Origin of the sequence: Nonomuraea sp. NEAU-A123 (assembly GCF_018603905.1) — a bacterium.
GTDB lineage: Bacteria > Actinomycetota > Actinomycetes > Streptosporangiales > Streptosporangiaceae > Nonomuraea.
The window spans coordinates 776,520-799,432 of record NZ_JAHFZZ010000001.1; the positions used below are offsets into that span (position 1 = coordinate 776,520).

The following is a 22,913-nucleotide window of genomic DNA, read 5'->3' on the forward strand; positions in this document are numbered from 1 at the left end:
GGAGGCGAAATGGAACCCCCCAGCGGTTCGTACGCCGACGCCGACGGCGTCAAATACCACTACCTCGAGCTGGGCTCGGGGACGGACACGATCTTCCTGCACGGCGGCGGCCCCGGCTGCACCGGATGGAGCGACTTCGGCCCGGTGGCGCCGCTCTTCGCCGCCGACCGGCGCTGCCTGATCGTCGACATCCTGCAGTACGGCAAGTCGGAGAAGTGCCTGATCACCGGCCCGATGTGGGACTTCCACGCGGCCAAGACCGTGGCGCTCATGGACACGCTGGGTGTGGAGCGGGCCGACTTCATCTGCAACTCCTGGGGCGGCACCATCGCGCTGTGCCTGGCCGCCCGCTACCCGGACAGAGTCCGTTCGCTGGTCATCACCGGCAGCATGCCGGTGTTCTATGGCCCGCTCGCGCCCCTGCCCGAAGGCGGTCGCCGCGGTCGCGCCGCCCGGGACGCCTACTACGGCGGCGAGGGCCCCACCCGGCAGAAGATGCGCGACCTCATCACCCGGCTGGAGTGGTACGACGGGGACCGGCTGCCCGAGTCCACCCTGGACCTGCGCTACGAGCAGAGCCTGGACCCCGGGGAGCGGGAACTGGCCGCCATGTCGGACTCGCCCCGTGGCGAATGGCAGGACCTCACCGCCGAACTGGCCGAGATCCAGGCGCCCGCGCTCTTCATGTGGGGCATGCAGGACGCCTTCCTCACTCCCGACTACCCGCTGATGCTCGCGCGCATGGTGCCCCGCGGGAACCTGCACGTCATGGACCACGCCTCGCACCACCTCCAGGAGGAACGGCCGGCGGCGTACCACGCCGTGGTCACCGGCTTCCTGAACTCGCTCGGCGCCGGAATGGAGAGATGAGCATGTCCAGGACCAGGAAGCTGCTGATCGCCGCGCCCGTCATCGCGCTGGTCGTGATCCTCGGCCGCCTGCTCGCGGCCCGCAGCAACACCCAGGTGCACCGCATCAATCAAGACAAGCCCGCTCTCGACCGCTGAAGGTGACGTGACGATGAGTATCTGGACCGAATTGAGCCCGCTGGGGATGAGTGTCTCGTACGTGGACGCGGCGGGAGTGAAGACCCGCAGCCTGCGGGCCGGGTCGGGCGAGCCCGTGGTGTTCCTGCACGGGACCAGCGGCCACCTTGAAGCGTTCACCCGGAACCTGCCCGCGCACGCGGCACAGTACGAGTGCCACGCCATCGACATGCTGGGCCACGGCTACACGGGCAAGCCCGACTACCCCTACGAGATCCCGCGCTATGCCGACCACCTGCTGGCCTACTTCGACGCGGTGGGCATCGAGCGCGCCCACATCGTGGGGGAGTCGCTGGGCGGCTGGGTCGGCGGGCGCGTCGCGATCGACCACCCCGACCGGGTGGCCAGCCTGCAACTGCTCTGCGCGGGCGGGACCGTGGCCAATCCCGAGGTCATGAAGCGCATCCGGACGAGCACCCGCGAGGCGGTGCTCAGCGATGACGTGGAGCTCACCCGCAAGCGGCTGCGGCTGCTGATGGCCGATCCGGCCGACGCCACCGAAGAGCTGGTGGAGGTGCGCCACGCCATCTACCACCAGCCCGATTTCGTGGCCAACGTCGACAATCTGCTATGCCTGCAGGACATGGAGACCCGCCTGCGTAACATCCTTCACCCTGACGATCTGGCCAGGATCTCTCAGCCCACGCTGATCGTCTGGGGCCGCAAGAACCCGTTCGGCGACGTGCCGGAGGCGACCGCCATGCACGAGGCCATCACGGGCTCGCAGCTCGAACTGTTCGAGGAATGCGGCCACTGGCCCCAGCACGAGCAGGCCGCCCGGTACAACCCGATCAGCCTGTCCTTCCTGGCCAAGAGCTCGGCGGCGGGCTTCTCGGGCAAGGGACGGGGCTGATGCGCGCGGCACGGTTCCACGACTGGGGCGCCCCGCCGATCGTGGAGGAACTGCCCGAGCCCGAGCACAAGCCCGGCGAGGTGCTCGTCGAGGTGCAGGCGGCGGCGCTGGGGCATCTGGACCTGACCGTCGCCGGCGGGTCCTTCGCCCTGAAACCCCCGCTTCCCTACGTCGGCGGTGTCGAGGCCAGCGGCGTGGTCCTCGCCTCCGACACCTTGGCGCCGGGCACGCAGGTACTGCTTCGCGGTGGCGGGCTCGGCCTGCTGCGCGACGGTTGCTGGCGCGAACGCCTCAGCGTCAGCCCCAAGGCCGTCACCCCGCTGGCCTCGCCGCTCCCCCCGGAGGTCGCGGCGTCGTTCTTCCTGCCGACGACCACGGCGTACGTGGCCCTGCACGACGTCGCCCGCCTGGAGCCGGGCGAGGAGGTCATCGTGACCGGTGCCGCCGGCGCGGTCGGCGCGATGGTGGCCCAGCAGGCACGGCTGGCCGGAGCCACGGTGACCGGGGTGGTGGGCCGGGCCGATCAGCTCGGTCAGGTGCCCGAGGGGATCCGCGGGGTGGTGGCCGACGATGCCGAGGCGGTCGCCGAGCTGGCTTCGGCACGGCCAGCGTCCCTGCTGGTCGACACGCTCGGCGGGAACGCGCTGGTCGAACGCTCGCGGTGGGTCCGTCCCGGCGGCCGGGCCGTGGTGATCGGCTACGTGCTGGGGACGTCCGTCACCGTCGATCTGCCGTCCTGGCTGCTCGACGACGTGGCGCTGCTTCCGGTGAACATGGTCCGGCAGGAGCGGCGGGCTCGCGAGGTGGCCCCGGCGCTGATCGACCGCCTGGCCACGGGTGAGCTCACCCTGGAGGTCGAGCGGTTCGACCTGTCCGAGATCGCCAAGGCCCTCGAACTGCTGCGCGACGGCAGAGTGCGCGGACGCGCGGTCGTCCATCTAGGAAAGAATCACTGAGGGCCGTCTCGCTCACCGGAACAGGCCCGTTGATCGAACCGGACATAAGCCCGATTATCGGTCAATGCCGCTTATCTCCTCCCCGTTGTCAGACCCTACGATCGCCTTTCCGCCCGAGCCCGACGGCGCGGCCAACAGCGTGCTGGGCAAAGTACGGCTGATCCTCGAGGCGTTCGGCCCGGACGACGAGAGCCTCGGCCTGTCCGAAATTGTCCGCCGCACCGGCGTGGCCAAGGCGTCGGTCCACCGGCTGGCTCAGGAACTGCTGCAGTGGGGGCTGCTGGAGCGGCGCGGATCCGAATACTGGCTGGGCATGCGCCTGTTCGAGATCGGGCAGCGCGTGCCGCGCCAGCGGATCCTGCGCGAGGCGGCGCGGCCCTTCATGGAGGATCTCTACCAGGCGACAGGCGAGACCATCCATCTGGCGGTGCTGGACGGGCTGGAAGTGATCTATCTGGAGAAGGTGTCCGGTCACGGACAGGTCTCCAGGCCGTCGCGTGTCGCCGGCCGCATGCCGCTGCACTGCACGGCGACCGGCAAGGCCCTGCTCGCCTTCGGCCCGGGAGCCCTGTTCGGCGACGTCGTCGCCGAACCGCTGGCCCGCGTGACGCCGCGGACGATCACCGTGCCCAAACTGCTCGCCCAGGAGATACAGCAGGCGCGCAAGGTCGGGTACGCGATCGAGCAGGAGCAGACCCGCACCGGCTATCTCAGCGTGGCCATCCCGCTCACCGGCGCCACCGGAACGATGGTCGCGGCGCTGTCGGTGACGGCGCCGACCTTCCGAGCCGACGTCAACAAGTATGTGGGCCTGCTGACCATGGTGAGCAGGCGCATCACGAAGTCCATCATGGCCGCCGACGGCGGCAGAAGCTGACGCCGCTCAGCCCGTGAGAAAGGCCGTCACGGCGGCGGCCACATCCCGCGCCTTGTGCTCCATGAGGGGGATCGTGCCGCCCTCAATGACGACCGACGTCACGCTCTCCGCCCCGGTGAGGTTCTCCCGGAGGGGGGTCATGGACGGCAGCGCGAACGGGTCCTCAGCGGCGCCCAGCAGCAGCACGGACGTCTTGACCAAGCCGATCTTGTCCTCCATGTAGTAGCGCGCGCAGGCCCGATGCCCCTCCGCGGGATCGACGCCGGGGGTGAGGGCGTCGTGCACGAACCGGTCGAGGAGGTCCGTGGCCGGTTCGGGATAGTAAGGCTGCCGGAGCCGCCACAGCCTGCGCAGGTGATCGCCGTCGGGGGAGGGCACGGCCTCGTCCACTCCCGGGCCGTCCGCATGGGACTCGCGGTATCGGGCGTCGATCCACGGTGCCGACGACAGGACGAGCCGGCCGATCCGCTCGGGCGCGGACGCCGCCAGCTCGACGGCCACCGCGCCGCCGGTGTGGTGGCCCAGGAGGTCGGCGCGCTCGATGCCCAGGGCGTCCAGCAGCGCCAGAGCACCGGTCGCGAACAGTTCGATCGTGTGGGGCGCCGGGGCTTTCGCGCTGGCTCCGAAACCGAGCATGTCCATGGCGATGACCCGCCGGCGCGGGGCCAGGAGGGGGATCAGCTCCCGGAACTCCTCCCAGGATCTGGGGGTCTGGTGCAGGAGCAGTAAGGGGCGGCCCGTGCCCTGCTCGGCGTAGTGAAGCTGGCCGAACGGCGAGTCGGCGTACCCGAATCGGAGTGGCGGCGTAATGCGCAAAAGATCCTCTTCTGCAGGTCGGAGGTGTGGGAGGTGTCGGAGGTAAGGTGGCTTTCCCCTCCGGAGTTTCGCCGGGCCCATCCGTGATCGCTACGGGAGGGGACCGGTGACCGGACCGGCGTGAAGGGAGTCCCGATGGCGTCACAGATGTTCGTGGAGGCACCGACGGGCTCCGGCGATGACGCGGCCTACCCCAACTCGGTCCTCGGCAAGGCCCAGCTCCTGCTCGGCGCCTTCGAGTCGGGGGCCTTCCACCTCCGGCTCGCCGAGCTCAGCCGGCGCTCAGGGGTGCCGAAGGCGTCGGCGTACCGGCTGGCGCAGGAGCTGGTGCAATGGGGGCTGCTCGAGCGCAGGGGGGATTCCTACCAGCTCGGCATGCGCATGTTCGAGCTGGGACAGCGGGTCCCGGTGTCGGCGATGCTGCGTCGCGTGGCGCGGCCGCTCCTCACCGACCTGTTCGCCGCCACCAGGGCGGCCATCCATCTGGCGGTGCTCGATGGCGGCCATGTGCTGTATGTGGAGAAGGTCGCGGGGGAGGCGAACGTTCATACGCACTCCCGGGTGGGCGGGCGGTTGCCCGCGACGTGCACGGCGACGGGCAAGGTCCTGCTCGCGGCGCGCTCTGACCGGGAGGAACGTCTCCGCCGCCTCGAGCTGACCGGCCTGCCCAGTCTGACGCCACGGACGGTCGGGTCCGTCGAAGATCTGCGACGGCAGCTCGTGATCGTCCGCGAACGCGGTTACGCCGTCGAGCGGGAGGAGATCTTGCTGGGGTTCGGCAGCGTGGCGGTGCCCGTCGCGGGCGCCGACGGCACGGTCGTCGCGTCGGTGTCGGCCACCGCGCCGGTGGCACGCCTCGAGACCAGGCTGTTGCTGCCCGCACTCCGTTCGACCGCGGCGGGCATCTCCCGTGCCTTCCGATGCGAGACGCCGGACGGCTGAACCGGCTGAACCGGCTCAGCCGGGCCGACCGCCGGCGCGGCGGAAGGCGCCGCGCCGGGCGGTGCGCGTCAGCTCTGGGCCGGCGACGGGAACGTGGCGTGCATCCAGCGGGCCGATACCTGCGCGCTCTCGTAGGGGTCGGTGATGTCGGGACGGTCCACCTCCACCATCAGCCACCCGTCGAATTCGCTGGGCAGGTTGCCGATGATGCCGGCCAGGTCGAGCTCACCTCGGCCGGGCTCGACCCACAGTCCGGCCAGGACGGTCTGCTGGTACCCCCACCCCTTCTCGCGGCCTTCGGCGGCGACGCTGAGCCGGCAGTCCTTCACATGCACGAACGGGATCCGCTCGGCGTAGTCCTTGACGAACCGGCCGACGTCGGCGCCCGCCCACGCCAGGTGCCCGGTGTCGGGCAGGAAGCCGAGCCGCGACGACGGAAGGGCGTCGAGCACCGCCCGGCCCTCCTCCTCGGTCTCGATCCACGTGCCGACGTGCGGGTGCAGCGACGGCCGGACCCCCTCGGCGAGCATGGCGTCGGAGATCTGCCCGATCAACGCCGTCACCGCCTCGACGCGGGAGTCGTCCGCGTCATAGGCCTGGGCGGGGTGCAGCACACGCGGCCGGTCCTTGGCCATGCCGAGCCCCAGACCGATCTCGGTCATGCCGAGCTGGGCGTGCTGGCGCGCGACCTCGGTGGCAGCGGCCACGACGTCGGCCTGGTTGCCGTCCCTGCCGTCCGACCGGCAGACGAAGTAGCCGGGCGCGAGCGTCAGACCGGTCTCGTCCAGCAGCGCCAGGTACTGCTCCACGGTGAAGTCGGCCGGGACCTCGGCCATGACGGCGTCGAATCCGGCCTGCTTGATCAGGGACAGCCGCTGCTTCGGCTCGGGCGCCAAGGACGGGTCCAGCCAGCCGTCGGCGCTGGCCATCCACTGGATGGGGTTGAGGGCGATCTTGGGTGTGCCGGGCATACGGCTTCCTTTCGGTATTCGGTGTCAGGCTTGGAGCGCGAGTTCGCCGGCGAAGTGGCAGGCGGCACGCCGGCCGGTGGCGGTGAGGGTGAGCTGCGGGTCGACCTCGGTACAGATCGTCCGATCGGGCTGCGCCAACGGGCCGATCGGGCATCTGGTGCGGAAGCGGCAGCCGGTCGGCGGGTTCGCGGGGCTGGGCAGGTCACCCGGCAGGATGATGCGTTCGCGGGAGCGCGCCGAGACCGACGGGACAGGCGAGGACGACAGCAGCGCGGCGGTGTAGGGGTGCTGCGGGTTGCCGTAGACCTCGGCGGCGTCGCCGTACTCCACGATTCGGCCGAGATACATCACCGCGACGGTGTCGCTGAGGTGACGTACGACCGACAGGTCGTGGGCGATGAACAGGTAGCCGAGCCCGAGTTCGTTCTGCAGCTTCTCCAGCAGGTTGATGATCTGCGCCTGGATCGACATGTCCAGCGCGGAGACCGGCTCGTCGAGGATGAGCGTGCGTGGTTGGCGGGCCAGTGCGCGAGCGATGCCGATCCGCTGGCGCTGGCCGCCCGAGAACGCGTGGGGGTAGCGGTCGAGGTGCTCGGCCCGTAGCCCGACCTGCGTCATCAGGGATCGCGCCGCCTCCTCGCGGGCCCGCCCGCCGATGCCCCTGAACGCGAGTGCCTCGGCCAGCGACTGCCGGATGGTCCGGCGCGGGTTCAGCGACGCGTACGGATCCTGGAACAGGTACTGCACCGAGGACCGAACCCGCGTCAGCTCCTGCTCGCCCATCGCGCTCACGTCGGCGCCGTCGACGAGGATCGACCCGCCCGCGACTCGATTGATGCCCACGATGCTGCGTGACAGCGTCGACTTGCCGCAGCCGCTCTCGCCCACGAGCCCGAGCGTGCGGCCCGCGTGCACCGACAGGCTCACCGAGTCCACCGCGTACACGGGGGGCTCACGGTGGAACAGCCCGCGCCGCCGGGATCCGACGTCGACTCTCAGGTCGCGGACCTCCAGGACGGCCTCGGCCGCCGGGGGAGCGGCCGGTGTGCCGGTCGTCGTCGCCGGTTCGTCCCGCACCGGAGCGGAAAAGTCGAGGCCGCCGGCGGCCCGCTGGGCGACGAAGCAGGCCGCGGCCTGCCCGGCGCCGCCGATCTGCAGCAACGCCGGTGGTTCCTGCTCGCAGGCCTCCTCGGTGAACCGGCACCGAGGGGCGAAGGGGCAGCCGGGGGGCGGTGCGGCCGGGTCGGGCGGCGCTCCCGGGATCGCGGGCAGCGACCGGCCGGTCCGATCGTCGTCCAGCCGGGGCATGGCCGCCAGCAGCGCCGCGGTGTAGGGATGCCGTGGCTGCTCGAAGACCTGCTCGACGGTCCCCTTCTCGACGGTGCGGCCGCCGTACATGACGACGACGTCCGTGCAGAGCTCGGCCACCACGCCCATGTCGTGGGTGATGATCGCGATGGCGATGCCCAGCTCGGTGCGCAGCCTGGCGAGCAGGCGCAGGATCTGGGCCTGGATGGTGACGTCGAGAGCGGTGGTCGGCTCGTCGGCGATCAGCAGCGCGGGGTCGTTCGCCAGGGCGATCGCGATGACGACGCGCTGGCGCATGCCTCCGGAGAACTGGTGCGGGTAGTGGTCGATCTTCGTCTGGACGTCGGGGATGCCGACCTGCTCGAGCAGGTCGCTCGCGCGCTCGCGCGCGGCCTGCTTGCCGACGCCATGGACCGTCATGGCCTCGACGATCTGATCGCCGACCTTCATGACGGGGTTGAGCGCGGACTGCGGGTCCTGGAAGACCAGGGCCACCTTGCTGCCGCGGCGGCGCCTCATCTCCCGTTCGGGCAGCGTGAGCAGGTCTTCCCCGCCGAACCGTACGGAGCCGGCGACGACCTCGCCCGGCGGGCGCAGCATGCGCATGATGGAGCGCGCCGTCACCGACTTGCCCGAGCCGGACTCGCCGACGATGCCCAGCACGTCGCCCGGGTAGATGTCGAAGCTGACGTCGTTGACGGCCTTGATGCCGCCCTTCTTCGAGCGGAACTCCGTGCGCAGGCCCTCGACGCGCAGGAGCGGCGCGTCCTTGGCCATCACCGGTGCCGGCGATTCGGTGGAGGTCATCGGCGGTTCACCGCTTCGTTGAGTGCGTCCGACAGCAGGCTGAAGCCGACCGAGACCAGCAGGAGCAGCAGGGCCGGGCCGACGATGTACGTGGGTGACTGGGTGACGAACCGCAGGCCGTTGTTCAGCAACACGCCGAGCGAGGGCGTCGGCGGCTGCACGCCGAGGCCGACGATGCTCAGCCCGGCCTCGATGTAGACGCCGACGACCATCCAGACGGCGCCGTTGACGACGATGGCGTCCATGGCGTTCGGCAGCACGTGGCGTACGAGCAACTGCCATCGTGAGACGCCGAGCACCCGGGCGGCGAGGACGTACTCCCTGCTCTGCTGGGCCAGCCAGGCGCCGCGGGCGAGGCGTCCGGCGGTGGGGAGGCCGCTGATCAGGATCGTGAGGAAGAGCGCCGGCCAGCCCGGCTGGAGGATGGCGACCAGGCAGATCCCCAGGATCAGGCCCGGGAAGCCGATGACCACGTCGAGCAGCCGCTGCACCGCGGCGCCCAGGCGTTCGGAGATCACCCCGCTCAGGCCGAGCAGCGTGCCCACCGCCATGCTGAGGGGGACCGCGGTGAGGATGAGGCTCAGGTCGATGCGGAGCCCGTAGAGGCTGCGGACGAAGATGTCGCGGCCGAACTCGTCGACGCCGAAGATGTGCTTGCCCGACATCCCGGTCAGCGCCTGAGGCCCCTGCTGGTCGTAGCCACCGGGGAACAGCACGGGCGCGAGCAGGGCGGCGAGTCCCATGAGGACGAGGATCGACAGCCCGACCACCCCCTTCGGGGTGCGGAGTGCCGACAGGTAGCGGACCAGGGTCGGGTTCAGTCGTCGGCGCGCCTCTGGGAGAGCCACGTCGGAGGGTGCCAGCGGAAGGTCTGCCATGCCTACTCTCCCAATTTGATGCGCGGGTCAAGTCCTGCCAGGACGACCTCGGTGAGGATCTGACAGATCACCGCCACGAAGACGACAGCGAGGATCAGCACCTGCAACACGGTGAAGTCGCGGGTCTGCACGCTGGACACGGCGAGCTGGCCGAGTCCGTTGCGGTTGAAGATCGCCTCGATGATGACCGCGCCGGCGAGCAGGTTGCCGATCTGGAGCCCGACGGCCACGACCGCGGTTCCCACGCTGTTCCTCAGCACGTGCCGGAGGGTGATCCGGGTGGCCGACGCCCCCTTGCTCAGCGCGAGGTCGACGTAGTCCTCGTTCTTGACGGCGAGCATCTCCGCCTGCAGCAGGCGGGCGACGACCGCGGCCGAGGGCAGCGCCAGCGCGAACGCCGGCAGGATCAGGAACTGGAAGCCGATCGTCGGATCCGCCATGAAGCTGACCTCGCCGCTGACCGGCAACCAGCGGTTCAGCACGCCGAAGACCAGGATCAGCGCCAAGCCGGTGAGGAACGACGGAATGGCGATGAAGAAGCTGTTGACCAGGTCGAGGCCGGCCCGCGCCCAGCGGCGCCGGGTCGAGCCGACCGCGACGCCCAGGGTCGTCCCTATCAGGATGACCAGGAGCGTCGCCAGCGCGGCGAGCTCGAGGGTGCTTCCGAGCCGGTCGCCGATGAGGCTCGCGACGCTGCGGCGCAGGAGGTAGGACTCTCCGAGGTTCCCCTGGAAGAGCCCGACGATCCAGTCCCAGTACTGCACCACCAGGGGCCGGTTCAGGCCCAGCTCCTGCCGGATCGCGGCGATGGCGGCCGCGGTCGAATCCGTGCCGGCGAGGGTGACGGCGACATCACCCGGCGCCAGCCGGGGCAGGGCGAAAGCGACGATCGAGCTCGCGAAGAGCACGAACACCACTGATGGGATCTTGCGTATCAGGAACCGGACCATCGTCTCGATACCGCCACTCGCTCTAAAGGTCGATTACTTGGACAGCCACGCCCGGCTGATGTCGAGGAAGCCCATCTGAGTCGGTGCGAGGTCGTTCAGGGCGTTCGACCGCACCGTGAGGGTGGGGCGGGTGATCAGCGGGAGCACGAACGCCTCATCGGCGAAGTAGGCGTTGTAGTCGTGCAGCGCCTTCTGCTGGTCGGGCGTGGTGCTGGCGCTGGTGACCGCCTTCACGAGCCGGGTGTACTCGGGGCTCTTGAAGTGTGAGACGTTCTCGTCCGCCTGGAGCTCGGGGCGGCTCACGACGGCGCTCGCCGGTGAGAGGCCGTTGCTGTTCATCATCAGGAAGGCGGGAGTCCCCATGTTCTTGCTCGAGACCTTGGCGTCGTAGTCGGCCGTGGCGATGACCGGCTTGGCGTCCAGCCCGACGGCGGCCAGGTTGTTCTTGACGATCTGGAAGACTCCGGTGGCCTCGGGCGTGTTCAGCATGGTCACGTCGAACGACGTGCCTGCCTTCACACCCGCCGCAGCCAGCAGCTGCTTGGCCTTGTCCGGCTGGTAGGTGTACTGCTTGGCCTGCGTGGCGTCGTAGCCGACCGTGGAGGCCCGCCACGGCAGGTTGGTCGCCTCGGCCTGGCCGCCCTCGACCTGCTGCACGATGCGGTCGCGGTCGATCGCGTACTGGATCGCCTGGCGCACGGCCTTGTTGTCGAACGGCGGCTTGGTCACGTCGAACCCGAGCGGGATCGCCGCGCCGCCGGACGACACGAGGGCGAAGCCCGGCTGCTGGCTCAGGCTTCGCGCGTCCAGCCCGGCCAGGCCGACGCCGTACTGGACCCGGCCGCTGCGGATGGCCGCGACCATCGCCGTCGGGTCCTTGATGAGGTTGATCTCGATGTTGTCGAGATGGGTGTTCTGGGCATCGCGGTATTTCGCGTACTTGCCGAGCTGGAGCTTGCCGCCCGGGGTCCACGACTTCCACTCGAAGCGTCCGGTGCCGTCCACCTTCTTGCCGGCCGCGTAGTCGGCGTAGGCGTCCTTGTTCGGGATCGGCATGGTCTCGAAGAGGTCGAAGACGTTCGGCAGCGGCTGCTTGAAGGTCAGCGCCAGCTCGTAGTCGCCCGTCGCCTTCATGTCGGAGATCTGGGCGGCGATCGACTGGTTCGCCGCCCCCACCTTCGGGTCCTGGACCTGCTCGATGGCGAAGACGACGTCGGCCACGGTCAGCTTGCGGCCGCTGTGGAAGGTCACGTCGTCGCGGAGCTTGATGTCCAGGCTCTTGCCGTCCGGAGCCAGCGTCCAGGACTTGGCCAGGACGCCCTTGGGCTGTCCGGTCTTGGTGTCGATGAGGGTCAGCGTCTCGAAGACGGCGTACTCCCACAGGATGTTGCCGAACGAGGTCTTGAGGAAGGAGCCCGGTTCGGCTTCGGTCGTCTGGCCGACCACGAGAGTGCCGCCCTTGCTCGCCGTGCCGGCGGGCGCGGAGCTGCCGATGGCGCCTTGGGTGGCGGCACTGCATGCGGCGGACGCGAGCATCGCCGCGCCGGTGGCGCCTGCCGCGAGCCGGCGTCGCCAGGCGGATTTCGTCAGTGACATCGATACTCCTCGAGACATTCTGGGTGCGGGGGGTGTACCAAGGTGTCGGGAATTGTACAGTCAGCCCGATTTGTCCCCTGGCGAGGAGCATGCTTCGTGACTTGGACAGGCACAACCCGCCGCTTTTAGTTTTATTCCCGTCATAAAGGGAGTGTTTTCGGCTCGGCCTCGCCGTCCGCAGCCGAAGACGGCCGAGATGATCACCGAGCGCCGAACGGGTTCGGCAGCGTGATCGCCAGGCATTCGCACCGTCGTCACCGTCCTTCAGGTGGTGGCCTCACACCCTAGGACGGAGGGTTCCGGCAGGCCCTCGCACCGGTTCGCTGACCGGAACAGCCCGTCACGTCGACCGGCACGCGGCAGATAGCGTCCGGGACCATGCCTCTCACATACGGGTTCATCGACTACGGCGGTCCTGACCTCCAGCGCTTTCTCGACGTTCCCGCGCCCGAGCCGGACCAGGGCGAAGTGCTCGTCGAGGTGCGCGCGGCCGGCGTCAACCCGGTGGACTGGAAGGTCCGTGCCGGTATGCACCGCGGCTTCCTGCCGCTGAAGCTGCCCGCGACCCTCGGCCGTGAGGTCGCGGGGACCGTTGTACGGACCGGGCCGGGAGTCACCGAACTCGCCGTCGGGGACAAGGTCTTGGGCAGTACGGTCGGCGGCAGCGGCGGGTACGCCGAGCTGGCGCTGCTGCCGGTGGCACGGGCGGCGCGGATGCCGGACGGACTGTCGTTCATCGACGCGGCGGCGCTGCCGATCGCGGCGGGGACCGCCTATGAGGCGCTCTCCGTCCTCGGCCCGGCTCCGGGGCAGACGCTGCTGATCCTGGGCGCCGGCGGGGGAGTCGGCACGGTCGCGGCCCAGCTCGCGGTCATGGGCGGCGTCGCCGTCGTGGGCACCGGGAGCCAGGCGAAGCGCGCGTTCATCGAGTCCCTCGGCGCCACGGCGGTCGCCTACGATCGCGACGACCTCGCGCGCCGGCTCCAGGAGCTGCTTCCGGGTGGGGCCGACGCGGTCCTCGATCTGGCCGGTGGTGACGCGCTCGACGGCGTCGCCGGCGTCATCACCGCCCGGACGCGGGTGAGCAGCGTGGCCGATGAGGAGACCGTCGCCCGCTTCGGCGCGCGCCCCCTGATGCGCGTCGGTGACCCGGCGACGCTGTCGGCCGTGGCCGAGCTGGTGGCCGCCGGGAAGCTGGACCCGTGCGTCCGCCGGGTGTTCCCGCTGTCCGCGGCGGGCGACGCGCTCGCCCTGGTGGAGTCCGGCCACGCGTCCGGCAAGGTCGTCCTCGACGTCGCCGGACGGCGCTGAGACTCACCCCGCCGCGCCCGGCCGCCCGCCGCTGAGACTCACCCCCTCCGCGGGGTCACTTCTCGAAGCGGCCGGCCGGGCGGTCGCACGTGCTCTCCAGGCGGGTGACCTGCCCGGGCCCGTCGATCGCGGACAGCGCCTCGAGCACGTGGAAGGCGAACGCGGCGTTGGCGCGGTGCGCTCCGCCCTCGATCGCGTCGGCCAGATCCCGTACGCCGAGCCCGCGGCGGGCCTGCTCCTTGGTGCCGACCGCGCCGAACAACTCGACCACGGGCGGCAGAACGGACCAGTCCGCGTTGCCGTGCCGCCGCACCCGTACGTCACCGTCGAAGTGGTTGGGATTGGGCACCGTGAGCGTGCCTTCGGTGCCGTAGATCTCGATGGCGGGCAGATCGCTGTCCCAGACGTCGAAGCTCATCATCGTCGTGCCGATGACCCCGGAATCGAAGACCAGGACGGCCGAGGCGTGGGTCGGCACCTCGACGTCGATGGAGTCCACGGCCCGGTCCGGCGCGGTCACCGTGCGCACCGGCGCGCCGATGCGGGCGGCTCCCGCCACGGAGCTGACGGGGCCGAGCAGGTTCACCAGGATCGCGAGATAGTACGGCCCCATGTCCAGGACGGGGCCGCCGCCGGCCTGGAACAGGAAGCGCGGATCCGGATGCCAGGTCTCGGCCTTGCTGTGCCGGATGAACGCCGACGCGCCGATGGGTTCGCCGATCAGCCCCTCGTCGAGCGCCTTGCGCGCGGTCTGGCTGGCGCTGCCGAGGAAGGTGTCCGGAGCGGAGCCGAGAACACGCCCGCTGGCCGCGGCCGCCGCCAGCACCGTCTTCGCGTCGGCGACGGTCGTGGCCAGCGGCTTCTCGACATAGACGTGCTTGCCGGCGTCGAGCGCCCGCATGATGGTGCTCGCGTGGTGCACCGGCGGGGTCAGGTTGACCACGATGTCGATCGAGTCGTCGGCGTAGAGCTCGTCGGCGTCTCCCCAGCCCAGGATGCCGTGCTCGCCGGCGGCCCGCTTGGCCCGGTCGACGTCGATGTCGCCGACGCGGACGATCTCAAGCTCCGGATACCGGGCCATGCCGGTGACGTACCGGCTGAAGATGTTGCCGCTACCGAGGATGCCGATGCGATGGTGCTGAGGCTGAGTTGCCACGTTCTGTCGGTCCTTCCTTAGATGGATCCTGGATCGTGATCACTCGACCACGCTCCAGGTGAGGCTCTCGTCGGCACGCAGTACCGCGTCGATCAGCCGTGCCGAGCGGACGCCGTCGGCGGCGGTCGGCAGCCCCACGACCGGCAGGCCGGCCATGGCCGAGTAGGCGTCGTCGACGAACGCGCGGAAGCAGTCGCCGTAGCCCTGCGCGTGCCCCGCGGGAAGGGTGGCCAGCCGGCGCTGCTCGGCCGATCCCTGGCTCGGATCCCGCACGACGATCTGTGCGCCCTCGGTGTTGCCGAGCCACACCGCCTCCGGATTCTCCTGGTCGAACACGGCACTGCCGGCCGCGCCGTCGAGCTCGAACCAGAGCCGGTTCTTGCGTCCGGCGGAGACCTGCGACACCGTCAGCGAGCCGAGGACACCCTCCGCCGTCCGCAGCAGGACGGTGGCCACATCCTCGGTCGTCACCGGCCGCAGATGGTCCGATGTCGTTCCGCTGGCCGGACCGAAGGTCGAGCCGCTGCCCGCGGGGCGCTCGGGCTTGGTGATGCCGAGCCGTGCCGTCACCTCGTGGAACCGCACTCCGGCCACCCATTCGACGAGGTCGCACCAGTGGGAGCCGATGTCGGCGAAAGCGCGGGAAGGCCCGCCCAGCGCGGCGTCGACGCGCCAGTTCGCGGTGCCGGCGTCGAGCATCCAGTCCTGCAGGTAGCTGCCGTGCAGGAGTTGCCAGGCGCCGAAGTCCCCGTTCATCCGGCGGGCCCGGATCTCACGGACCAGCGGGTGATAGCGGTACACGTACGGGACGGCGAGCGTGCGGCCCGTCTCGGCGGCCACCGAGGCGAGCCGCTGAGCGTCGGCGAGCGATGTCGCGATCGGCTTCTCGCAGATCACGTGCTTGCCGGCCCGCAGCGCCGCCACCGCCTGGTCGGCGTGCAGCGCGTTCGGCGTGCAGATGTGCACGACGTCCACCGCGTCATCGGCGAGCACGGCCGCGAGGTCCGGATAGCGAACCGGGACGTCCCATTCGTCGGCGAGTACGGCGGAACGGCTCGGGCTGGAACCGACGACGCCCCGCACGGTCGCGCCGACGCCGCGAAGGGCCCCCGCATGGACCGAACCGATGAGGCCGGCGCCGATAATGACGGCTTGAGTGCGCGGATGCGCCACGTTCAGACCTCCAAAAGACTGTTTGGCCATATCCGAGCATGATTGAGGCTATTGACAGCCACAAGATGCCATCTTTAGTTTCATCGCATGCAAAAAGACGGGAAATCCGGCGTCGACGCCGTGCCGGCACCTGTGGCCATCGCGCTGCACCGGGTGCTGGGGATGATCGCCGCCGGCGAGGCGACCAGCCGCGCGGCGATCGCGCGGCTCACCGGCCTCGCCCGGTCGACCGTCAGTCAGCAGGTGGACAGCCTGATCGGCGCCGGCATCGTCGAGGAGACCGAGTCGAGCCAGTCGGTACGCGGCCGGCCGCCCCGGGCACTCACCATCAGCCCGCGCGCCGGCACGATCGCCGTGGCCGATGTGGACGTGGCCGCGACCCAGCTCGCGATCGCCGACCTCGGCGGCACCATCATCGGCCGCGACCTCGTCAACCTGCCCGTCGACCGCGGTCCCGAGGAGCTCCTGGCCGAGGTGTCCGGGCGGCTGCGTTCGATGCTCGCCGAGCACGGCCATGATCCGGCTCGGGTCCGTCACGTCGTCGCCGGCCTTCCGGCCCCCGTCGACTTCCAGCGCGGCTGCGCGGTGCGCCCGCCGATCATGCCCGGCTGGGACGGCTACCCGGTCGGGGACTACCTGCGCGGGCAGTTCGGCGCTCCCGTCACGGTCGACAACGACGTGAACCTGATGGCCCTGGGCGAGGCGACCCAGGAGATGGCCGACACGCCGCTGCTGGTCATCAAGGTCGGGTCGGGCATCGGCGCCGGCATCGTCACGGCGGACGGCTCGGTGCATCGCGGCGCCGACGGCGCGGCCGGCGACATCGGGCACATCCGGGCGTCCACGCGGCGGGACATCGTCTGCAGGTGCGGCAAGTTCGGCTGCCTGGAGGCCGTCGCGAGCCATCGCGCGGTGCTCGCCGACCTCGGCATCGCATCGTCGTCGTTCGACGACCGGCTGTCCGCCTCGCGCGAGCTGGCCCGCCTGGTGGCCGACAGCGACACCAGCGCGCTGCACAGAATCCGCCAGGCGGCCGCCGACATCGGCGAGGTCGTGGCGATGCTGATCCACACGCTGAATCCGCGCATGCTGGTGCTCGGCGGCCCCTTGAGCGAGCTGCAGGACGAGATCCTGTCCGGAGTCCGCGCGGCGGTCTACGAACAGGCGTTGCCGCTGGCGACGCGTAAGCTCATCATCACCCCGAGCCAGCTCGGCGCCGACGCGGGGATCATCGGCGCGATCGCCCTGGCGGGCCGAGAGGTCTTCAGCCAGGCGGGCGTGGGACGGCTGCTCGCCGAGGTGTGAGGGTGGTCAGGTGGGGTCGCCCGATCGCTGTGAGAAGCGGTTGACCAGGAGGGCCAGTCGCCGCTCGTGGTCCTCGGGCGGGAGCCTGCCGCCACGCATCAGCGTCACCAGTCCGTGCAGGCCGGCCCAGAGGGTCTCGGTGAGCGTGCCCAGTTCGTCGTCGCCGGTATGTGGCCGCAGCGCCTGGCTCAGTTCGCCGAAGGCCGCGTGCAGGACGGGTGGTGCTTGGGGGGTGGCGAAGGGCAGGTTGACGGTCTGGCTGAACATGGCGTCGTACAGCGCGGGCCGTCGTTCGGCGAAGTCCGCGTAGGCGGCGCTGACCTCGGCGAGAGCGTGTCGAGGGTCGCTTGCCGAGATGCGGGCCGCGCGCAGGTCGGCGGCCAGGTCGGCGAAGCCCTCCACGGCCACCGCGGCCATGATGGCGTCCTTGCCCTTGAAGTGGCTGTAGAGCACCGGCTGGCTGTATTCGACGCGTTCGGCCAGGCGCCGGGTCGTCACCGCCTCCCAGCCCTCGGCCTCGGCCAGCGCGCGGGCGGCTGTGACGATCAGCTGTTCCCGCTCCGCACGCTCGCGCTCCCGACGCTCCTGAATCGACATGCTGCCAACTCTAGCATCGCTAGCACTCCTGTCGATGCTCTGACTATTTCGGGCGATGTCACATTCCTTCCACGCGCGGTGTCGGACAAGCGGACCCTCGAAAAACGGGAGTCCCAAACGAGCTTGGAGCAGATATGACGTCTCCCATCCTGGTCACCGGCGGCACGGGCACGCTGGGACGCCTGGTCGTACCACTCCTGCGGAACGCCGGCCGCGAGGTGCGGGTGCTCAGCCGGACCGGCCACGGGCCCGGGAACGGCGTCGAGTTCGTGACCGGCGATGTGAGCACCGGTGAGGGGCTCGACGCCGCGGTCAAGGGGGTCGGGACCGTCGTGCACTGCGCCGGGAGCGCCAAGGGCGATGAGGACAAGGCCCGGAACCTGGTGCGGGCGGCCGCTCCCGCGGGTGTCGGGCACCTGGTGTACATCTCGGTCGTCGGTGTCGATCGGGTGCCGGTCGTCAGCGGTGTCGACCGCGCCATGTTCGGCTACTTCGCCGCCAAGCACGCCGCCGAACGTGTCATCGCCGAGTCCGGGATCCCGTGGACCACCCTGCGCGCCACCCAGTTCCACGAGTGGGTCCTCATGACGCTGGGGCTGATGGCCAAGTCGCCGGTGATGCCGCTCTGGGGCGGCGTCCGGTTCCAGCCGGTCGACTCCGGCGAGGTGGCGGCCCGGCTCGTCGAGCTCGCCCTCGGCCGGCCAGCCGGACTCGTGCCCGACATGGCCGGGCCGCGCGTGTACACGATGAAGGAGCTTGCCCGCGGTTATCTGAAGGCCACCGGCAAGCGCCGGTTGGTCATGTCGGTCAACAGCCCGGGCCGGGCCGCCCGCGCGTACCGGGCCGGTGCCAACCTCGCTCCCGAACGGGCCGTCGGCCGCCGGACCTGGGAAGAATTCCTGGCCGAGCAGGCGCGGCCGAGCCGGTAGGTGCCCCGTTTTGCCAGCACTTGCCGGTTTAGATGGCAAGAGCTGATCTTTGCAGGGGTATGGGCGGTTATGTCCGGAAAGGCGAGGGTGGTCAGCCCACCGCACGACAGACCGTCGAAAGGCAGCAACATGTCCAACGGAACTCTCACGGGCCGCGTGGCGGTCGTCACCGGCGCCTCCAGCGGAATCGGGGAAGCCGCCGCGGAGCACCTGGCGGGGCTGGGCGCCAAGGTCGCCGTCCTGGCCCGCCGGGCGGACCGGCTGACGGAACTGGTCGCCCGAATCGAGAAGAACGGCGGGATCGCCCTCCCCCTGGCCGCCGACGTCACCGACGCCGCCGCGCTGCAGGCCGTCGCCGACCGGGTACGCGGCGAGCTGGGGGTGGCCGACCTGCTGTTCAACAACGCCGGGGTGATGCTGCCGGCGCCGGTCGAGGAACTGGCCACCGAGCAGTGGCGGCACCAGATCGACCTGAACATCACCGGCTTGATGAACGCGATCGCCTCCTTCGTACCGCAACTCGTGGAAGCCGCGGCCCAGCGGGGCGTGGCCGATCTGATCAACACCTCCTCGATCGCGGCGCAGAACATCTTCCCGAACTTCGCCGTGTACGCCGGGACCAAGGCGTACGTCACTCACCTGTCCCGCACCCTGCGCACCGAGCTGGGGGCGAAGAACGTGCGCGTATCGGCGATCGAGCCGGGCATCGTCGGCACCGAGCTGCAGAGCCACGTCACCGACGAGGGCGCGCAGACCTGGCTGGAGGGCTCCAAGGAGACGATCGAGTGGCTGACCCCGCAGGACATCGCGGAGATCGTCGGCTTCCTCGCCTCCCTGCCGCCGCGGGTGAACCTGCAGCAGGTCACCATCATGCCCACCCGGCAGCCCAGCTGACCGCCGTATCACCTGTTCTGGCCGGCCCGCAGGTGGGCGTGCACGGCCGGGGTCAGCACCTGGCCGGTACGCTCCACCATGAGCGTCATGTGATACGCCACGAGCGCCATGTCGCACTCGGGCGCGACGAGTACGGCCAGGCACGAGCCGTCACTGATCGACATCGTCAGCATCAGCCCACGTTGCATCTCCACCACGGCCTGGGTCAGGGGGCCGGACTCGAACATGCGAGCCGCTCCCTGCGTCAGGCTGACCAGTCCCGAGGCGATCGCGGCCAACTGGTCGGCCCGGTCGGCGGGAAAGGCCGACGAGAACGCGAGCGGCAGGCCATCGGATGAGACGACCACCGCGTGGGCGACGCCTGGGACGGTGCTGACGAACTCAGTGATCAGCCAGTCGAGGCCATGAGCCACGTACGTCAGGTCGGTCATGCGCCCTGCCCACTGTTCGTGGGGTCGGCAGCAGGCGCCCTGCCCGAACTGATGTCATTTCGGGCCGCCCGAAACCCCTGCTGGAAGCTGGACAGGCGGTTGCGCACCTGCTCCGGCGAAGGCGCCGGCATCGGTGCCACGCTCTTGGGCGCGGTGTCCGTGTTGGCCGAGCCCGGCACCAGGTTGGCCTTGGGCACCCGCTTGGGGAGCCCCGCCGAGGTCGCGCCGTCTCGTACCGGCTTCACCACGGTCTCGGCCGCGCTCCAGCCGGCGTCGGCGTTGGACGATCCCCAACTGGCGCTGGACTCGCTCCCGTGCTCGAACCAGGCCGACTCCACCGCCGCGAAGATCGGCAGGTACTCGTCACCCGAGGTGGCCGGCTTCACGGTCGGGATCGGGCCGGTGGCGATCGATCCGGTCTCGGGGAAGTCGTATCTCTGCCGCGACGGGCCGTCCGTGCGGTCGCCGCGGCTCCAGCTCTGCGGCTGGTCGCCGGTGGGCCATTTCGGCAGGCCGCTGTCGCTGGACCAACTGCTCGGGCTGCTCGGACTGCTCGGGCTTCTCGTCGGCGCCCATACGTCGGCGGAGTCGTAGGTGTTGTAGTCCGCGCGCGGCTCGGGATGCCGACCGGTGTCGGCAGGCCGCGGGGGCGTCGAGGGCCAGCCACCGCCCGAGGCCGGCGGGATGGAGGAATATGACGGGTGTCCCGGGCTCATCTGGTAGCCGCCACTCTGCCACTGCGGCGCGGGGTAGGGCTCCTCGCGGGCGCCGCTGGGCACGCCGGCGTAGGCGGGCGCCGGTGCTTGCGCGCCCACCAGCGTCTCCGGCATCAGCACCATGGCGGTCAGACCGCCGGAGCCGTGCGGGCGCAGTTGCACCCGGATGCCGTGCCGGTGCGCCAGCCTGGCGACCACGAACAGGCCCATGCGGCGCGACACCGAGACGTCCACGATGGGCGCGTCGACAAGGCGGTCGTTGGCCTGGCCCAGCTCCTCAAGGGTCATGCCGATGCCGGAGTCGGTGATCGACAGCATGACGCCGCCGCCGTCGATCCGGCTGCCGGAGACCGTCACGCGGGTCTCGCGCGGCGAGAACGACAGCGCGTTCTCCACCAGCTCGGCGATCAGGTGGATGACGTCGTTGACGGCCTGACCGGCGACGGACACGCCGTCGGGGACCTGCAGGACGACCCGCTCGTAGTTCTCGACCTCCGACAGGGAGGCGCGGGCCACGTCGATCAGCTTGACCGGCTGGCTCCAGCGACGCGGCGGGTCCTGACCGGCCAGGACCAGGAGGTTCTCGCTGTTGCGGCGCATGCGGGTGGCCAGGTGGTCCAGCTTGAACAGGTTCGCCAGCCGGTTCTCGTCCTGCTCGCCCTGCTCCAGCCCGTCGATGAGGGTGATCTGCCGCTCGACCAGGGTCTGGCTTCTGCGGGAGAGGTTGACGAACATCGCGTTGACGTTGCTCCGGAGCTTGGACTCCTCGCCCGCCAGCCGTACGGCTTCGCGGTGTACCTCGTCGAAGGCCCGCGCCACCTCCCCGATCTCGTCTTTCGACGAGACGCCGATAGGCGGCACCTGTATCTCCTCCGCGCTGACCTCGCTGGCGCGGAGCTGCCGCACGAGCTCGGGCAACGTCTGGCCGGCGACCTTGAGCGCGTCTCCGCGCAACCGCCTGAGCGGCCGGACGAGCGAGCGGGCCATGACGGCGGTGATGGCGAGGACCAGGATGATCAGGGTGATGACCAGGGCGATGTTGAGCACGGCCACGTACTGGTCATTGCTCTGGACGTCGGTGGTGATGGTGGTGACCTGCTCCGACAGCGCCTTCTGCACGGTGTGCGCGCTGTCGACGGTGTCGCTGATGGACTCGAACCAGCGGGCGACGTCGTTGGTGGTCGAGGTGTCGAGCCGCCGCAGGGACAGGCCCGAGTTGGTCAGGAACACGGCCCTGCTCATGTAGAACTCGCCCCGCCCGACCTTCACGCTGGCGACCGTGTTGTCGAAGAACTGCCGCTGGGCGAGGGTGGCCACGGTGCGGAACGAAGTGCGTTCGCTCTCGCGCCTTGAGCGGGCATCGAGGAACGCCTTGTACTCGGGTTCTTCGAACGACCCCCTGACCAGCGCGATCATCAGCAGGCCCCGCAGTTTGGAGGTCTCCTCCTCATAGCGGGCCATGGCTCGCAGGGCCGCGGTCGTGGAGATGAGCTGCTCGTCTGTCGAGCCCTGCGTGACCTCGTCGTAGAGCTGCAGCATCTCGGCGATGGCCTCGGAATACTTCGCCATCGTCGGGAGCGGCGGCAGTTGCGTGCCGGCCACGGTGGCTCGCAGCGAGGTGAGCTGGGTCAACCTGGTGCGCAAGGTGGTCAGCTTCTTGCGGCCGAGATCGGACAGTGAGTCCTCGGCCGCCGCGGCCGCCGCGCCCGTGCGCGTCACGCTGGCGTTCACGATGTCCTGCTGGTTCGCCAGCTGTTCCTTCTCGGCCGATGCCCTGCCGGAGGCGACGAACTGCGCCGAGAGGTCACGTTCGAGCGCCATCTCGCGGGACAGCTCGCCGAGCTGCGCGACGAGGGAGCTCACGTTGCTGATGTGCTGATACTGCTGTGCGCTACTGACCGAGGTGGTGACGCGTAGCCCGCCCAGCACCACGGCCACCAGGGTGGGAATGGCGATGAGAGAAATGAGGCGGGTTCGCACCCGCCAGTTGCGGAGGGCCATCGCGCTACCGGGGGTGGGCACCGGCTCGGCGGGCTTCTCGTCAGCCACGGACTGACCCGGCAGAGCGGGGGCCCCGACACGACCATGTTTGGTCGTCGTTGTCCTCACTAGTGGCAACCTCTCGCGTGGCCTGCTTCAGGGGACTTGGTCACACCGATTGAATGACCGCAGGCAAGTTTGGGCCCAATTTGAGCATGAACCTCACGAGTTAGCCAACGCCTCACAGATTTCAATCGGTCCATTTTGTCGTTGATTCTTCAAGCAGATTAATTTTCGGCGCTTGGAACGCTAGAACCAGGACAATTCGGACACAAGATCATCAACGGCGCTCTAAGGGCATTCGCCATGCATTCGCCCCATATATTGCTTTTCATTGAAAAACTCGGATATGCATGGCATT

The 22,913-nt window shown here is 69.9% G+C and carries 21 protein-coding genes; 10 read left to right on the top strand and 11 right to left on the bottom strand.

What is annotated here, in order from left to right:
- Nucleotides 1-9 precede the first annotated feature (9 nt).
- From KLK06_RS03555 to KLK06_RS03570, 5 genes are all read left to right on the top strand, one after another.
- On the top strand, nt 10-870 hold the full coding sequence (locus KLK06_RS03555; RefSeq protein ID WP_214633791.1) for an alpha/beta fold hydrolase: 861 nt from the start codon (nt 10-12) through the stop codon (nt 868-870).
- Between the two features lie 2 nt (nt 871-872).
- Nucleotides 873-1,007, top strand: coding sequence for a hypothetical protein (locus KLK06_RS61280; protein WP_284734860.1), 135 nt, complete (start codon nt 873-875; stop codon nt 1,005-1,007).
- A 13-nt stretch (nt 1,008-1,020) separates the two neighbouring features.
- Nucleotides 1,021-1,899, top strand: coding sequence for an alpha/beta fold hydrolase (locus KLK06_RS03560; RefSeq protein WP_214633792.1), 879 nt, complete (start codon nt 1,021-1,023; stop codon nt 1,897-1,899).
- A complete protein-coding gene (locus KLK06_RS03565) occupies nt 1,899-2,855 on the top strand; it encodes a zinc-binding dehydrogenase (protein WP_214633793.1) in 957 nt (318 codons plus the stop codon). Before KLK06_RS03560 ends, KLK06_RS03565 begins: the two co-directional genes overlap by 1 nt.
- A gap of 85 nt (nt 2,856-2,940) precedes the next feature.
- On the top strand, nt 2,941-3,732 hold the full coding sequence (locus KLK06_RS03570) for an IclR family transcriptional regulator (RefSeq protein ID WP_214633794.1): 792 nt from the start codon (nt 2,941-2,943) through the stop codon (nt 3,730-3,732).
- Between the two features lie 6 nt (nt 3,733-3,738).
- Here the strand turns inward: KLK06_RS03570 and KLK06_RS03575 are convergent, their stop codons facing one another.
- Nucleotides 3,739-4,548, bottom strand: a complete 810-nt coding sequence (locus KLK06_RS03575) for an alpha/beta fold hydrolase (protein WP_214633795.1) — start codon at nt 4,546-4,548, stop codon at nt 3,739-3,741.
- Nucleotides 4,549-4,683: 135 nt separating this feature from the next.
- Between KLK06_RS03575 and KLK06_RS03580 the strand changes: the two genes are divergently transcribed.
- A complete protein-coding gene (locus tag KLK06_RS03580) occupies nt 4,684-5,490 on the top strand; it encodes an IclR family transcriptional regulator (RefSeq protein ID WP_214633796.1) in 807 nt (268 codons plus the stop codon).
- Between the two features lie 68 nt (nt 5,491-5,558).
- Here KLK06_RS03580 and KLK06_RS03585 read toward each other — a convergent pair whose 3' ends face one another.
- The 5 genes from KLK06_RS03585 to KLK06_RS03605 are packed head-to-tail and all read right to left on the bottom strand — an operon-like array spanning nt 5,559 to nt 12,000.
- Nucleotides 5,559-6,461, bottom strand: coding sequence for a sugar phosphate isomerase/epimerase (locus KLK06_RS03585; RefSeq protein WP_214633797.1), 903 nt, complete (start codon nt 6,459-6,461; stop codon nt 5,559-5,561).
- A 24-nt stretch (nt 6,462-6,485) separates the two neighbouring features.
- Nucleotides 6,486-8,576, bottom strand: a complete 2,091-nt coding sequence (locus tag KLK06_RS03590; protein ID WP_214633798.1) for an ABC transporter ATP-binding protein — start codon at nt 8,574-8,576, stop codon at nt 6,486-6,488.
- Entirely contained in the window at nt 8,573-9,454 is an 882-nt protein-coding gene (locus KLK06_RS03595; protein ID WP_214633799.1) for an ABC transporter permease, read from the bottom strand. Before KLK06_RS03595 ends, KLK06_RS03590 begins: the two co-directional genes overlap by 4 nt.
- 2 nt (nt 9,455-9,456) lie before the next feature.
- On the bottom strand, nt 9,457-10,404 hold the full coding sequence (locus tag KLK06_RS03600; RefSeq protein ID WP_250904770.1) for an ABC transporter permease: 948 nt from the start codon (nt 10,402-10,404) through the stop codon (nt 9,457-9,459).
- Nucleotides 10,405-10,437: 33 nt separating this feature from the next.
- Nucleotides 10,438-12,000: an ABC transporter substrate-binding protein gene (locus KLK06_RS03605; protein WP_214633801.1), complete on the bottom strand. Its 1,563-nt coding sequence runs from the start codon at nt 11,998-12,000 to the stop codon at nt 10,438-10,440.
- A 378-nt stretch (nt 12,001-12,378) separates the two neighbouring features.
- Here KLK06_RS03605 and KLK06_RS03610 point away from each other — a divergent pair, with 378 nt between their 5' ends.
- A complete protein-coding gene (locus tag KLK06_RS03610; protein ID WP_214633802.1) occupies nt 12,379-13,311 on the top strand; it encodes an NADP-dependent oxidoreductase in 933 nt (310 codons plus the stop codon).
- A 55-nt stretch (nt 13,312-13,366) separates the two neighbouring features.
- Here the strand turns inward: KLK06_RS03610 and KLK06_RS03615 are convergent, their stop codons facing one another.
- Nucleotides 13,367-14,467, bottom strand: coding sequence for a Gfo/Idh/MocA family protein (locus tag KLK06_RS03615; RefSeq protein WP_214633803.1), 1,101 nt, complete (start codon nt 14,465-14,467; stop codon nt 13,367-13,369).
- Nucleotides 14,468-14,506: 39 nt separating this feature from the next.
- Entirely contained in the window at nt 14,507-15,640 is a 1,134-nt protein-coding gene (locus tag KLK06_RS03620; RefSeq protein ID WP_308168083.1) for a Gfo/Idh/MocA family oxidoreductase, read from the bottom strand.
- An 87-nt stretch (nt 15,641-15,727) separates the two neighbouring features.
- Between KLK06_RS03620 and KLK06_RS03625 the strand changes: the two genes are divergently transcribed.
- Entirely contained in the window at nt 15,728-16,945 is a 1,218-nt protein-coding gene (locus KLK06_RS03625) for an ROK family transcriptional regulator (RefSeq protein ID WP_214633805.1), read from the top strand.
- Between the two features lie 6 nt (nt 16,946-16,951).
- Here KLK06_RS03625 and KLK06_RS03630 read toward each other — a convergent pair whose 3' ends face one another.
- The gene (locus tag KLK06_RS03630) at nt 16,952-17,542 is read right to left on the bottom strand and encodes a TetR/AcrR family transcriptional regulator (protein WP_214633806.1); all 591 of its coding nucleotides are present in this window, start codon (nt 17,540-17,542) and stop codon (nt 16,952-16,954) included.
- Between the two features lie 134 nt (nt 17,543-17,676).
- On the opposite strand from KLK06_RS03630, the gene KLK06_RS03635 reads away from it, so the two are divergent.
- A complete protein-coding gene (locus tag KLK06_RS03635; protein ID WP_214633807.1) occupies nt 17,677-18,471 on the top strand; it encodes an SDR family oxidoreductase in 795 nt (264 codons plus the stop codon).
- Between the two features lie 129 nt (nt 18,472-18,600).
- Nucleotides 18,601-19,365 (top strand): SDR family oxidoreductase, encoded by a 765-nt coding sequence (locus KLK06_RS03640; RefSeq protein WP_250904771.1) that lies wholly within the window; start codon nt 18,601-18,603, stop codon nt 19,363-19,365.
- 8 nt (nt 19,366-19,373) lie between these two features.
- On the opposite strand, the gene KLK06_RS03645 is transcribed toward KLK06_RS03640, so the two are convergent.
- Together KLK06_RS03645 and KLK06_RS03650 are read right to left on the bottom strand one after the other, a co-directional pair.
- Complete coding sequence (locus KLK06_RS03645) at nt 19,374-19,796, bottom strand: roadblock/LC7 domain-containing protein (RefSeq protein WP_214633809.1); 423 nt, start codon at nt 19,794-19,796, stop codon at nt 19,374-19,376.
- A complete protein-coding gene (locus tag KLK06_RS03650; protein ID WP_214633810.1) occupies nt 19,793-22,561 on the bottom strand; it encodes a nitrate- and nitrite sensing domain-containing protein in 2,769 nt (922 codons plus the stop codon). The genes KLK06_RS03645 and KLK06_RS03650 overlap by 4 nt, the downstream gene beginning before the upstream one ends.
- Nucleotides 22,562-22,913: the final 352 nt, after the last annotated feature.

What these genes read in the sequence shown, in the direction of transcription:
- KLK06_RS03555 (WP_214633791.1), top strand. Translation starts at nt 10, where the DNA reads ATGGAACCCCCCAGCGGTTCGTACGCCGACGCCGACGGCGTCAAATAC.
- KLK06_RS61280 (WP_284734860.1), top strand. Translation starts at nt 873, where the DNA reads ATGTCCAGGACCAGGAAGCTGCTGATCGCCGCGCCCGTCATCGCGCTG.
- KLK06_RS03560 (WP_214633792.1), top strand. Translation starts at nt 1,021, where the DNA reads ATGAGTATCTGGACCGAATTGAGCCCGCTGGGGATGAGTGTCTCGTAC.
- KLK06_RS03565 (WP_214633793.1), top strand. Translation starts at nt 1,899, where the DNA reads ATGCGCGCGGCACGGTTCCACGACTGGGGCGCCCCGCCGATCGTGGAG.
- KLK06_RS03580 (WP_214633796.1), top strand. Translation starts at nt 4,684, where the DNA reads ATGGCGTCACAGATGTTCGTGGAGGCACCGACGGGCTCCGGCGATGAC.
- KLK06_RS03585 (WP_214633797.1), bottom strand. Translation starts at nt 6,461, where the DNA reads ATGCCCGGCACACCCAAGATCGCCCTCAACCCCATCCAGTGGATGGCC.
- KLK06_RS03590 (WP_214633798.1), bottom strand. Translation starts at nt 8,576, where the DNA reads ATGACCTCCACCGAATCGCCGGCACCGGTGATGGCCAAGGACGCGCCG.
- KLK06_RS03595 (WP_214633799.1), bottom strand. Translation starts at nt 9,454, where the DNA reads ATGGCAGACCTTCCGCTGGCACCCTCCGACGTGGCTCTCCCAGAGGCG.
- KLK06_RS03600 (WP_250904770.1), bottom strand. Translation starts at nt 10,404, where the DNA reads ATGGTCCGGTTCCTGATACGCAAGATCCCATCAGTGGTGTTCGTGCTC.
- KLK06_RS03605 (WP_214633801.1), bottom strand. Translation starts at nt 12,000, where the DNA reads ATGTCACTGACGAAATCCGCCTGGCGACGCCGGCTCGCGGCAGGCGCC.
- KLK06_RS03610 (WP_214633802.1), top strand. Translation starts at nt 12,379, where the DNA reads ATGCCTCTCACATACGGGTTCATCGACTACGGCGGTCCTGACCTCCAG.
- KLK06_RS03625 (WP_214633805.1), top strand. Translation starts at nt 15,728, where the DNA reads ATGCAAAAAGACGGGAAATCCGGCGTCGACGCCGTGCCGGCACCTGTG.
- KLK06_RS03630 (WP_214633806.1), bottom strand. Translation starts at nt 17,542, where the DNA reads ATGTCGATTCAGGAGCGTCGGGAGCGCGAGCGTGCGGAGCGGGAACAG.
- KLK06_RS03635 (WP_214633807.1), top strand. Translation starts at nt 17,677, where the DNA reads ATGACGTCTCCCATCCTGGTCACCGGCGGCACGGGCACGCTGGGACGC.
- KLK06_RS03640 (WP_250904771.1), top strand. Translation starts at nt 18,601, where the DNA reads ATGTCCAACGGAACTCTCACGGGCCGCGTGGCGGTCGTCACCGGCGCC.
- KLK06_RS03645 (WP_214633809.1), bottom strand. Translation starts at nt 19,796, where the DNA reads ATGACCGACCTGACGTACGTGGCTCATGGCCTCGACTGGCTGATCACT.